We start from the raw sequence: 12,992 nt of genomic DNA, 5'->3' as shown, positions 1-12,992 counted from the left end.
TAAATTTTCGAACTGCACCTTTAACCATTGAAAACTGTCATAATTCAGTATGATTAATACAGAATTTGTATTAAATCCTTTGCCATCAAATATATTAAGTTATCCACATATTTATATTGCTCAAAGTCGATAAAGTAAATATTTACCAGCAAGTTATGCCGGCATGAAAGGAAAATTTACGGATAATATTGAGGCTCATGGTTATCTAAAACAAACATTTTGGCGAACACAATCCTTACTAGATAGGGTAACATTATATGATGATGGCTATGACGATCTTTATATAAGCTCTTCGCAAAAGAAGTACGTGACCGTAAAGCGAAATTTGTAATAAGACAAGTAATTTTGCAGAACTGCCAGATTATTTATATAGCTATTGATTCTTTAGCTAAAGATAGAGATAATCCTGCATTAACTGAATCTAACGATTTATCAATAAATAGATAAAATATTATATAAAGACAAATAATTAATGTATTATTGGTTGGATTGATGGTTATGATATTGAGTTTATTAACAAAATTTATTTCTCTTTCTTATTTAATTTTTGATAATTATTCTTTAGAATTGTTATTATCTTGTAAAGATTATCAATGCTATGTTTAATATGTTAGATTTAGCTTTTTTCATCGTTTATTACAATTTGATTTCGAATCAACGTAATATATGAAATTTTACAAGGGCAATTATTCATACATGTACTTTGATTCCCTATATGTTAATGTGATTATGGGTTGAAAATACATATTGTTAATATGGCATAAAGATAATAAAGATTATTGTAATAGTTGTGTTATCTGCTAATTTTTTTAAGGAAATAAAATGTCATCAAGTTTTAAATCAACTTTGAATGGAAACGTCAAAAAGGCCGTTATCCCTGTTGCCGGTCTTGGTACTCGAATGTTACCTGCTACTAAAGCCATTCCTAAGGAAATGTTACCTGTGGTTGATAAACCACTTATTCAGTATGTAGTAAAAGAATGTATTGCAGCAGGTATTACTGAGATCATTTTTGTTACCCATTCATCAAAAAATTCAATTGAAAACCACTTCGATACTAGTTTTGAATTAGAAGCAATGTTAGAAGCGCGTGTTAAACGTCAACTGTTACAAGAAGTACAAAGTATTTTACCTAAAAATGTAACAATAACGAGTGTTCGTCAAGGTTTAGCCAAAGGACTTGGTCATGCCGTATTGTGTGCTTATCCTTTGGTTGGCGATGAACCTTTTGCGGTTGTACTACCAGATGTGATTATTGATGAGTATGAAAGCGATCTAACAAAAGATAATTTAGCGGCAATGATAAATAATTATCATGAGACCAAGCATAGTCAAATTTTGGTTGAGCCAGTACCGAAAGAGTTAGTTTCTTCTTATGGGATAGTTGACTGCCATGGTCAAGAATTGTCTGCTGGTGCTGTTACACAAATGTATAGTGTCGTTGAAAAACCATCAATTGAAGAAGCACCATCCAATCAATCAGTTGTTGGACGCTATGTTTTATCTGAAAAAATCTGGCCTTTACTAGCTAAAACATCTTTAGGCGCTGGTGGTGAAATTCAACTCACGGATGCAATTGCAATGTTACTTAAAGAGGATCCTGTTGATGCATATTGTATTAAAGGACGAAGTCATGATTGTGGTAATAAATTGGGATATGTACAAACCTTTATACAATACGCAATGCGTCATAAAAGCTTAGGTAATGATGTTACTGCATGGTTAAAAACAATTTAAATATTAATTTTTGAACACAAAAAGGACGCTTGAATCGTCCTTTTTATTCTGCTTATTCTTTACTTAAATTAAACATCCGACTGTTCATTTTCAAGAGAAATATTTGGATCATAGAAAGTATTCATATCCATAAGTCCTACTTCACGATCGGTAGCGACTGCCGCAGTCATTGCCCCAGATACGTTGGCTAGTGTGCGAGCCATATCAATGATTGGATCAACGGCCAGCACCATACCAATTAATGGGAAGTATTCAGCCATGCCCATGCCAGATAAAACCACTGTTGCAGCAACTGTTGCTGTACCAGGAATACCAGCAATACCAATTGAACCAATCACGACCACAATTACCAACATAATATAAAATTGGAAATTAGTATCAATACCCACCATATGCGCAATCATAACAGCAAGTAACGCAGGAAAGAAACCAGCACAGCCATTCATACCCATAGTACTACCAAGTGAACCGACTAAATTTGCTGTGCCTGTATTGACTCCCATACGTACCGTTAAAGTTGAGATAGTCATAGGTAATGTACCAACTGACGAGCGGCTGGTAAAGGCTAATAACCACGTTCCCATCGCTTTTTTAATAAACATGACAGGTGATATACCGTGAATCATAACAATTAAAACATGCACAATTAACATGATCAAAGTGGCAATGTAGATGGCTGCAACAAAACCTGATACTTCAATAATTGCAGGTATACCATTAGAAATAATGGTTCTAGCAAGGAGGGCGATGACTGCATATGGCATATATTTAATGATGGTCATGGCAATTGACATCACAATTTTATAAAGTGCTTCAATAAAGGTCTTAAACAGAGCAATAGGTTGTGGATTTTTCTTTTCCATTCGATTAGCAGCAATCCCCATAAGAGCAGAAAAAATAACTAATCCAACAATATTTTCTTTAACCATTGATGCAATGATATTACTTGGAATAAGATTTACAAAAGTATCAATTATATTAGTGTATTGTTTAGCTTGAGCTTGATGAACCGTTGTAGAGCTGATTTCTCCTAATGCAAACAAATTAGCCAAAACAATGCCAACTATACAAGCAATTGCAGTGGTAAACAGTAACCAGAATATTCCTCTAAATGCGATTTGTGGTAGGTTCTCTTTACCAGAAAAATCGATAATGACTTTAACAATAGAGACAAATATCAAAGGAATGACTAGCATGCGAATAAAGGCAATAAAAGCACGTCCAAAAAGACCATACCATGTAGCTGTCTCTTGCATCCAAACATTTGATGTATCAGGGAACCCTGCTGCAGCTTGTATACCTAAACCAAGCACTGCACCAAGTATTAACCCAACTAACATACGAAGAGAAAAATTAATTTTTTTATCTTGTAACGGTTTCATCACTCCAAAAAAACAAACTAGCAGTAGTCCAATACCAATTAAAGTTTGATAGTGTGTGATAGATAGGAACTTTTCAAAAAAAGTTCCTTGAAAAATGGGATCTGACATAATTGCCCCTTTATTGTGATAATTTAATCATCGAATAAAATCATATTAATAATCTTACTTAATTTATGATGCACTGATTTTTTTATCAAGTAAGATAATTTGTATTATTTAGTTGTTGTCATTAACAATGACAATTTAACTATTATTATTTAGCTATTGAACCTGCAATATTTAAAATGTCCCATGGTCTTGAAAATGGCGGCGCATAAAGAAAGTCCATCATTGCTAATTCATCAATTTTCATTTCTGCCCATATGGCAGTTGCTAACGTATTTACTCGTAAAACAGCGCCACTGCCACCTGCAATTTGTCCACCTAAAATGATGCGGGTCTCGGCGTGATAAATTACTTTGGCTGTTACCTCAGTTTGCCCTGCAACATAGTTACTGTGATTTTTATCCTTAACAATAACTGTTTTATAAGTAATACCCGCTTTTTGAGCTTCTTTTTCGGTTAAGCCTGTCCGTCCAGCCTCAATATCAAACGCTTTAAATGCTGAGGTACCGATGGTTCCAGGGAATTCACTCTTTCCTCCTCCTAGATTTTCACCCACTATCTTGCCCAGTTTGTTCGCACCTGTGGCAAGAGGAATGTAAACCATCGCTTTGCTGACTTTATGCTGCAATGCAGCGCAGTCACCTGCTGCATAAATATCCGGAAGATTTGTCCGTCCATAGCTATCGGTAATAATAGCGCCATTTGGTAGCATATTAAGACCAATATTTTGATAAATTTCACTGTTAGGTTTCACTCCAGTTGCGATAATAACCATGTCAGCAAGATAAGTATCTTTATTGGTAATTACGTGAGTGACATGCTGTTCCCCTATAAAACCTTGTACTTGTTCTTGTAGATGTAAATCACAATGTTGTTTAATATTCTTTGCAATTACGTCGGTAATTTGTGCATCGAATGCATCGACCAGCACTCTATCATCTAACTGAATTAATTTGACTTGCTTATTTAAAGCAACAAATGACTCGGCAATTTCAAGTCCTATAAAGCCTGCACCAACTACAATGACGTTTTTTACTGCTGGATCGGATAATGCTTGTTTAATGGCTAAACCATCATTGAGATCGCGTAAAGTGAAAATATTTTTCAATTTATAATTTGTAAAATTTGGAATGATAGGGCTTGCACCAACGGCAATTAATAATTTGTCATAATTATCATCAAAACATTCATCTGTATTAATATTTTTAATCGTTAGTTTTTTTTGTATGCTATCAATAGCGACGACTTGGTGACGTATTTTTATTTCAATACCATCTTGTTGAAATTGTTGTGGTGTACGGGATATCATTTCATTAGCATCAGTGAAATGATCACCGATAAAATAAGGTAAACCACAAGCTCCAAACGATACAATGTCAGTTTTTTCATAAATACGAATGGTAGCATTAGGGTTCATTCTTTTGGCTTTAGCAGCAGCACTCGCTCCTGCAGCTTGAGCGCCAATGATGATTATTTTCATCTAATTTTCTCCTTAGGGCTCAGATTTTCAATAATGACAATCCTATCATAGGTTATAACATATGTGTGCGACAGATAATGACTTACTATTAATATTAATCAGTCGTATATTTGAAAACAAAATATTAATGGTCTAAAGCGATAATTAATTCCTTTTAGCCCTATTTTTGTCAAAAAGTTTCAGATTAACTATACGTTTGAGTATAATTTATTAGATCTTTAATTAAATCAATTTGTAAATTAGAATCATTTAACGCATGAATATAATGAAACTTTTTGCCGCCAGCCTGTAAAAATAGTTCTCGATTTTCTTCGTTAATTTCGTAAATGGTTTCAATACAATCCACAGAAAATCCAGGACAAATAACATGTACATATTTAACGCCATCATGAGCTAACTTTTCCAAAGAATCACTGGTATTTGGCGTAACCCATTTTCCTTTACCAAATTTAGATTGATAAGCCATTTCAATGGGAATATTAATGCCATTAGCTTCACATTTCTCAATTAATAATAATGTGGTTAGTTGGCAACGCTCTATGTAATCATCTTTACGTTTGTGAATATAACGTTCAGGAATTCCGTGATAAGATAGTACTAATACCTCAGGCTCTCCTTGTTCTTCAAAGGCTTGTTTAATCTGTAAATATAGAGCATTAATATAACTTGGATGATCAGCATAATCGCGGATGTAATGAATATTATTGGTTATTGATTGAGATGATTTAATTGTCTTTAGTTTATCAAGCACTGCTAATGTTGTTGTGGTCGAATATTGGGGAAATAATGGTAATACCGTTATTTTTTTACACGATTGCAGATTATTTAAGGCAAATTGAAGGTTCGGCTCGCCATAGGTCATGGCTAATTGACAATGAATATTAGGTAATTCCTGTTGTAATTTGTCACACAGTTGTTGGCTATAATGCATCAATGGTGATGAATTATCTATCCAAATTTTTTTATAGTGGTTAATAATATAAGGTACTCGTTTTGGTAACACTCGATACTTTAAAATTGGATACCAAAAAAAAGCAGGCAAATCCACCACATGCTTATCAAGTAAAAATTCGGTTAAATAGTGTTTTATTGCATCAGGCGTGACAGCGCTTGGTGTTCCGAGATTAACCAGTAATAACCCTTGTTTTTTATTCATAGCTAATCCTTATTTTGAACAAAGATAACGGTTTATAATATCAAGAAGCCGATCTAATGCACCTTGATTTTGCTTTAATACTTGGTAGGCATTTTCACCAATTTGTTGGCTTTCTGTTTTATTATTTAATAGGTTGTTTATTACTAAATATAAAGCTTCTGCTGTGCTGTCACAAATTATCATTCCGTTTGCAGCAATTAACTGTTCGCAGATGATTTTAAAATTGAAAAAATATTGACCGCTAATAATTGGAATATGATGTAAGGCTGGTTCTAGTGGATTATGTCCACCATGGTCGACTAAGCTACCACCAACAAAGGCAATATCTGCCATGCTATAAAGTTCTAACAGTTCACCCATGGTATCACCCAAGACCACTTGTGTTTGATCGGTTGGAATTTGGTTCGAACTACGAGTTATATAATTAAATTCATTATTTTTAATCAGTTTTTCGACTGTTTTAAAACGTTCAGGATGACGGGGCACTAGGATTAATAATAAATCAGGATGCTGTAACAATAATTGTTTAAATGCCTTTAAGATGATTTCATCTTCACCATCATGAGTACTTGCTGCAATAAAAACGGGACGGTTCAATTGCCATTGTTGTTTTAAGTTAGCAATTTTTTGTTGTTGCTCAGTTGTTAAATTGATGTCGAACTTAATACTACCAGTTACGGTGAGATGATTGCTTGGTAAACCTAATGCTGTAAAGCGTTCACCATCTTGCTTATTTTGTGCGGCAACCATGCTGATTTTTGCTAATAATCGGTTAATGGTTGTGCCTAGCTTACTGTAACGATTTGCTGAGCGTTCGGACAAGCGAGCATTAGCAATAATCAAGGGGATAGCGTTCTTATGGCATTGGCTAATAAAATTAGGCCAAAGTTCGGTTTCCATAATAATGACTAATTTGGGTTGGGTTATTTTTAAAAAACGTTTGATAGCGCACGGCAGGTCATATGGTAAATAGACATGGCTCACACTGTCTTTTAATAATGATTTAACTCGCTCAGAGCCTGTTGGTGTCATGGTTGTAACGGTAATGGGCAAAGCGGGATATCGTCGCTGCAATGCTCTAATAAGTGGAACAGCGGCAATGGTTTCACCCACGGATACCGCATGAACTAAAATACCATTTGCTTTCACTTTATTTTTGCAAAAACCATACCGTTCAAACCAACGTTTACGGTATGCTGGTGCTTTGTGGCTGCGCCAAAGTAATTTTATCCATACCAATGGCTGAATAAGATAGAGTAAAATGGTATAAAGTAATTGCATATCAATTAGTTCTTAAGCTTAAAAAAATGTTGGCGATAATAAATAAGCTCTGCAATTGAATCACGAATATCATCAAGCGCTTGATGGGTACTTTGTTTTGTAATTCCTTTTAAAATTTCAGGTTTCCATCGTTTAGCTAATTCTTTTATGGTACTGACGTCTAAATAGCGGTAATGAAAATAACTTTCTAAATTAGGCATATAGTTAAATAGAAAACGACGGTCTTGACCAATAGTATTACCGCAAATTGGTGAGCTGTTTGCAGGTACCCACTGTTTTAAAAATTCGATAGTTTGTTGTTCTGCTTGTTGTTCATTAACAGTACTTTGACGTACTCGTTCAATTAAACCAGAGTTGCCGTGGGTATTTTTGTTCCAATCATCCATTAAGGCTAATTGATCGTCGGATTGATGAATGGCAATAACAGGGCCTTCAGCTAAAATGTTTAAATTAGAATCAGTTACAATAGTTGCAATTTCAATAATACGATCGGTTGCTGGATTAAGCCCAGTCATTTCAAGATCGATCCAAATAAGATTATTGCTGTTAATTTGTGATTGTGTGGTCATAATTTGTTATAGAAGTTTTCTTTTTGATGCCGAGTAGTGTAGCATAACTGTCAAACTGTTTTAGCAAAAATTAGTGACTGTGGCAAAAAATCAACTATCCAAAAATCAAAAAAGACGCGTGGCGGCTAAACACCAACAACGATTAGAAACCAAACAAGATGAAAATCTGTCAAATTTTTCATCACCCCGTGAAGGTGTGGTGATAAGTCGTTTTGGTAAGTCGGCTGATGTTGAAGATAACGCGCGAAATATTTATCGCTGTAGTATTCGGCGTACTTTACCATCGTTAGTGACTGGCGACAAAGTCGTGTGGCGCGAAAGTTTGGAGCCCAATACCAATGGCATTATTGAGGCGGTACATGCAAGGTATTCTGAGTTGGTTCGTCCTGATTTTTATGACGGGGTTAAACCCGTGGCCGCCAATGTTGATCAAATAGTGATTATTTCAGCTGTTTTGCCTGAATTATCACTTAATATTATTGATCGTTATTTAGTGGCTTGCGCAGTAACCGATATTGAGCCAATCATTGTCTTAAACAAAATTGATTTATTAAGTGATGAACAACGAGTAGAAGTTGAAAAGCAATTAACTATTTACACAAATATTGGCTATCAAGTTTTATATGTTTCTTGTCAGAATCACCAAGGAATTGCTGCATTGCAAGCTGTCTTGCAGGATAAAATATCCATTTTAGTTGGGCAGTCAGGTGTTGGTAAATCAAGTATTATTAATTTATTATTACCACATCAATTGCAATCAGCTATAACTGGAAATATTTCTGAATTATCCGGTCTTGGACAACATACAACTACTTCAACCAGACTTTATCATTTGCCAAACGGAGGTGATATTATTGATTCACCAGGTATTCGTGAATTTGGTTTATGGCATCTAGAGCCAGAACAGGTAATTAGTGGTTTTAAAGAGTTCGATGACTATTTAGGTGGTTGTCAATTCCGTGATTGTAATCATCTTGATACGCCAGGTTGCTTATTACAACAAGCTGTAAGAGATGGCAAAATCGCATCTTCAAGATTAGATAATTATCATCGAATTTTACAGACCATGAAAGAAGTAAAAGCTAGAACGAATAAAAGTTATAAATAACCATTTTTGGTGAATTTAAATATTGTTAATTTTAATTGATTCAAACGTTTTCGTTATTACAACAAGTAAGGGTTGCTTACATTATTTAAATAACAATTATGGGCAACCCTTTAATATTAAAGCATCAGTTTTTTACAGCAAAACCAATTGCTACATATGCAAAACCTTGGAATATAAGGTCAATACCTAAAAACATTCCTAATACCCAAAGACTATCATATGGCCAGCCAGTAATTATCATCAAACCTAAAATTAGGGTTATAATACCGGAAGTGAGTACCCATCCCCAACGCGGTAAATTTCGATTACTAAAAGAGGCAAAAATTTGTGTAAAGCCACTCATAATTAGCAATATTGCTATCACTAAAGTTAAAGCTGATGAAACCGCAATCGGTCGGAAAAAAGAGATTAAGCCAACAATAATGTATAAAATTCCCATTATTGCCCATAATGCCGTTTGACCAAAGCCTTTAAGGTTAAATGAATTTATTGTTTGTGCGATTCCTGCAATTAAAATTAATGTCCCAATAAAATAGACAGAAAAAACAGTAGCCATGAACTGATAGCCTAAGGCTAAACATCCTAATACAATTAAAATAAAGCCAACTACGATTAACCAATTTGATTTTTGTTTTATATATTGAACGTTGTTTTCATCAGATATCATATTATTTTCCTGCTTTTATATTTAAGTTTATATTTAAATAAAACATCTTTCTTATCATAGAGTTGCTAATCATAGTTAGCAGCAGTTAAGAAAGATCGCGGAGGTAATGATTACTACTGATCTGTGGTATTATTTAGGTGTACCACAGATCTTACTACTTATTGAATAACTTAAAAACTACGATGAAACTACTCTTTATCTTTCAATGCTTCATCTAATGTTGAGAAGAACATTAGTTTATTGGGAATAGGTACAATTTTGGCGCGAGCTAATGTTTTTAACGGTTGAAATTGCAATTCACAAATTGATAAATCAACGTGTTCTGGCAATTCATCAATAAAGTGTATTAAGGCATTAAGCCCGCCTGCGTCAAGAATTGGTACGGCATCCCATTGTAATATAATATGCTCATATCCGTTAATTTTTTTATAAAGCTCAACAAAAGTTTTTTCAGCCGCTGCAAAAAACAGTGGACCATTAACACGTAAAACCAAGGTTTTATCATCACTTCGATTTAGCTCGACTAAGCGAGTCATTCGAGCAATACGACGCATAAATAATATGGAAGCCAATACTATGCCAAGTGTAATTGCTATAACCATATCAAATAATACGGTAAGTGACATACAGATTAACATAATTAAAATATCATCTTTAGGTGCACATTTGATGATATACATCACCCTTTGCACGGCACTCATATTCCAAGCCACTATTAATAGCAGAGCAGCCATTGCTGATAGTGGAATATAAGATAAAAGTGGTGCAAAACAAATAAGAGCAAGTAATACTATTAATGAATGTAAGACTGCTGCAATAGGTGATGTAGCACCAGCCTTAACATTCGCAGCTGAACGTGCGATAGCGGCGGTAGCCGAAATGCCACCAAAAAACGGTGCAATAATATTGCCTAAACCTTGACCTATAAGTTCACTGTTTGAGTGATGTTTTGTGTGGGTCATTTCATCTAACACGACAGCACAAAGCAATGATTCAATAGCGCATAACATTGCCATAGTCAGTGAAATCGGAAGTAAAGCAGAAAGTGTCGTCCAATCCCAATTAAATTCAGCACTTTCCCATGGTAATACAAATTCAGGTAGTACCGAAGGAATACCATGACCAATAGTATTATCAGCAAGTGTATAGGTAAATCGTGATCCTATTGTTTCAATCTGATAACCGAATTGATTAAATATAAACATGACAATAATACCTGCAACTAATGCAGGTAAGTGACCAGATATCTTCACTCTAAATTTTGGCCAGATAATTAATACAATCAGCGTTACCATTCCGACAATTGTGTCTGCAACATTAATGGATGGTAAAGTCTTAGCTAATTCAATAACTTTACTTATATAACTTTCAGGCATATGTTCAAGAGTCAAACCAAAGAAATCTTTAATTTGCATAGTAGCGATGGTAATAGCAATGCCTGAGGTAAAACCTAATACGACAGGTAATGGAATATATTCAATTAATCTTCCTAATCGAATCATGCCCATCAATATTAGAAAAACACCCGATAATAATGTTGCAATTAATAATCCAGATAAACCATATTGTAATGATACTGGATATAAAATAACTACAAAGGCAGCGGTAGGACCAGAAACACTAAAACGAGATCCTCCCGTTAGAGCAATAACAAAACCGGCTATAATTGCGGTATAAAGTCCATGTTGTGGTGGAACACCACTGGCAATTGCAAGAGCCATTGCTAGTGGTATAGCGATAATACCAACGGTTATCCCCGCTATTAAATCTTTGATAAAACGCCTTGTGTTATAAGGGGTAGTTATACATGCAGAAATAAATGCACAACTAATTTTGGTGCCAGAAAGGCCATATAATTTCATTATTTTTGATTAATTAAATAGAAGTTATTTTGAATGCTTAATAAGATAGTCTTTTTTACAAAAAATAAAAGAGCGTTATGAAAATAATCATCATGTTTTTATAAAATTTTAATATAAATCAAGTTTAGAGAAGCTGCTGTGTTAATATACGAAAAGAATATTGATTTCTGTGGCATCTATTGACCACTTTTTCATCTTAATCCTAACTGCGTTAATATTAATATTTAAAAAGGAGATAAAAATATGATTATGCACAGTTCGCGTAAATTATTGACTGTTTTTCTATTTACTTTTACTTCATTAAGTTTTGCTCAAACCAATGTGATTGCTGGTTCCAAAACAGCTTATCAATACAATTCTAACCAAACTCTTACTTCTGCTCCAACAGACTATCAAGCTTTTTATATTGATCATATTGGGCGCCATGGCTCGCGGTATATAAGTAAATCAAAGCATGAAGATCTTGCTTATCACATCCTATCATTGGCCGACAGTCAACATCAGTTGACTGATTCAGGAAAAGATCTACTTAGACAAATTACTATCCTTAAGCAATTAAATCAGAACCACTATGGTCAGCTTACCAATCTGGGTCGTAAAGACATTAGTTTGATAAGTAACCGAATGCTGGGAAATAATCCAACAGTATTTAAAGGACAAAAAATTGAAGTTATTTCAACGAGTTCTCCAAGAGCAAAAGAAACAGCAGAAATTTTTATTGATTCTTTTAAAGCTAAATATCCTAATATTCATGTGGTTCAACAACCAGATAATGAGCAAACATTATTGCGCTTTTTTGAGTATTCTCCCGCTTATAGTGAATATAAAAAAAGTAAAGCAGTTAAAGATGCTATGAAATCTATTGAGTATGCTTCTCAAACTAAACAGATGAGTAAACAAGTTGCCAAAGGCATTTTTAAAAAATCCTTTTTAATTAAGTTAAAAAAAGGGGTGAATGAATCTGAGAATACATCAGTAAAAACATCGGATTTTGTTATTGCAGTATACCAATTGTATCAAGAATTACAGGCTTTTTCGCCACAAGTTTTAATGGACAATCATCTTGATTTAGAACGTTATTTTTCAGCAGAACAAAAGACATGGTTTAATACAGTTGTTACTGCAAAAAATTATTTGCAGATAGGTCCTGCCTTTGATGCAACAGGTATTCAAATTAAAATTGCTGCACCATTATTATGGGATATGATTCATTCTGCTGATAAGGCAATAGTAGATAATAATGTGGATGCTAATTTGCGCTTTGCGCATGCTGAAACGGTTTCGCCATTAGCCACTTTACTCGAAATTGAAGGCTCTGCTAATGTTACTAAGACACTGTTTAATTATTCTACTGTATGGCGAGCAGATAAAATTATCCCTATGGGGGCGAACATTCAATGGATTTTTTATAAAAGCAAACAAACTCATCAACCGATTTTAATTAAAGTATTACTAAATGAGCGAGAAGTGCATTTACCTATTAAAACAGATAGTTACCCTTATTATCGATGGAATGATGTAAAACAATTTTATGTTAATAAACTGAATAAATTAGGTTTAGATGAGAACCAATCAGCAATAGAGATGTTAAAAAATCTAAAATAAATAAACAACTGTAAATATTATGTCCTTATATCGGGGCATA

At 34.1% G+C, this 12,992-nt stretch carries 10 protein-coding genes; 3 read left to right on the top strand and 7 right to left on the bottom strand.

Features of this window, described 5'->3' with window-relative positions:
- Nucleotides 1-822: 822 nt before the first annotated feature.
- Nucleotides 823-1,737: a UTP--glucose-1-phosphate uridylyltransferase GalU gene (gene galU, locus A9G17_RS05770; RefSeq protein WP_065737890.1), complete on the top strand. Its 915-nt coding sequence runs from the start codon at nt 823-825 to the stop codon at nt 1,735-1,737.
- A gap of 68 nt (nt 1,738-1,805) precedes the next feature.
- Here the strand turns inward: galU and A9G17_RS05765 are convergent, their stop codons facing one another.
- From A9G17_RS05765 to orn, 5 genes are all read right to left on the bottom strand, one after another.
- Nucleotides 1,806-3,227 carry a cation:dicarboxylate symporter family transporter gene (locus A9G17_RS05765; RefSeq protein ID WP_065737889.1) on the bottom strand — a complete coding sequence of 474 codons (1,422 nt, stop codon included), beginning with the start codon at nt 3,225-3,227 and terminating at the stop codon, nt 1,806-1,808.
- Between the two features lie 145 nt (nt 3,228-3,372).
- Complete coding sequence (locus tag A9G17_RS05760) at nt 3,373-4,704, bottom strand: CoA-disulfide reductase (protein ID WP_065737888.1); 1,332 nt, start codon at nt 4,702-4,704, stop codon at nt 3,373-3,375.
- Between the two features lie 184 nt (nt 4,705-4,888).
- Complete coding sequence (gene hemH, locus A9G17_RS05755) at nt 4,889-5,860, bottom strand: ferrochelatase (protein WP_065737887.1); 972 nt, start codon at nt 5,858-5,860, stop codon at nt 4,889-4,891.
- Between the two features lie 9 nt (nt 5,861-5,869).
- Nucleotides 5,870-7,141 carry a lipid IV(A) 3-deoxy-D-manno-octulosonic acid transferase gene (gene waaA / locus A9G17_RS05750; RefSeq protein WP_065737886.1) on the bottom strand — a complete coding sequence of 424 codons (1,272 nt, stop codon included), beginning with the start codon at nt 7,139-7,141 and terminating at the stop codon, nt 5,870-5,872.
- Between the two features lie 5 nt (nt 7,142-7,146).
- Nucleotides 7,147-7,710, bottom strand: a complete 564-nt coding sequence (orn, locus tag A9G17_RS05745) for an oligoribonuclease (RefSeq protein ID WP_065737885.1) — start codon at nt 7,708-7,710, stop codon at nt 7,147-7,149.
- Nucleotides 7,711-7,789: 79 nt separating this feature from the next.
- Between orn and rsgA the strand changes: the two genes are divergently transcribed.
- Complete coding sequence (gene rsgA / locus A9G17_RS05740) at nt 7,790-8,818, top strand: small ribosomal subunit biogenesis GTPase RsgA (RefSeq protein WP_065739102.1); 1,029 nt, start codon at nt 7,790-7,792, stop codon at nt 8,816-8,818.
- 124 nt (nt 8,819-8,942) lie between these two features.
- Here rsgA and A9G17_RS05735 read toward each other — a convergent pair whose 3' ends face one another.
- Both A9G17_RS05735 and dauA read right to left on the bottom strand, forming a co-directional pair.
- Nucleotides 8,943-9,485, bottom strand: coding sequence for an HdeD family acid-resistance protein (locus A9G17_RS05735; protein WP_065737884.1), 543 nt, complete (start codon nt 9,483-9,485; stop codon nt 8,943-8,945).
- Nucleotides 9,486-9,673: 188 nt separating this feature from the next.
- Nucleotides 9,674-11,347: a C4-dicarboxylic acid transporter DauA gene (dauA, locus tag A9G17_RS05730; RefSeq protein WP_065737883.1), complete on the bottom strand. Its 1,674-nt coding sequence runs from the start codon at nt 11,345-11,347 to the stop codon at nt 9,674-9,676.
- Nucleotides 11,348-11,590: 243 nt separating this feature from the next.
- Here dauA and A9G17_RS05725 point away from each other — a divergent pair, with 243 nt between their 5' ends.
- A complete protein-coding gene (locus A9G17_RS05725; protein WP_065737882.1) occupies nt 11,591-12,952 on the top strand; it encodes a histidine-type phosphatase in 1,362 nt (453 codons plus the stop codon).
- Nucleotides 12,953-12,992 lie beyond the last annotated feature (40 nt).

The sequence above is a fragment of the Gilliamella sp. wkB7 genome, assembly GCF_001693435.1.
Classification (GTDB): Bacteria; Pseudomonadota; Gammaproteobacteria; order Enterobacterales; family Orbaceae; genus Gilliamella; species Gilliamella apicola_N.
This window is presented reverse-complemented; position numbering and strand designations above follow the sequence as displayed.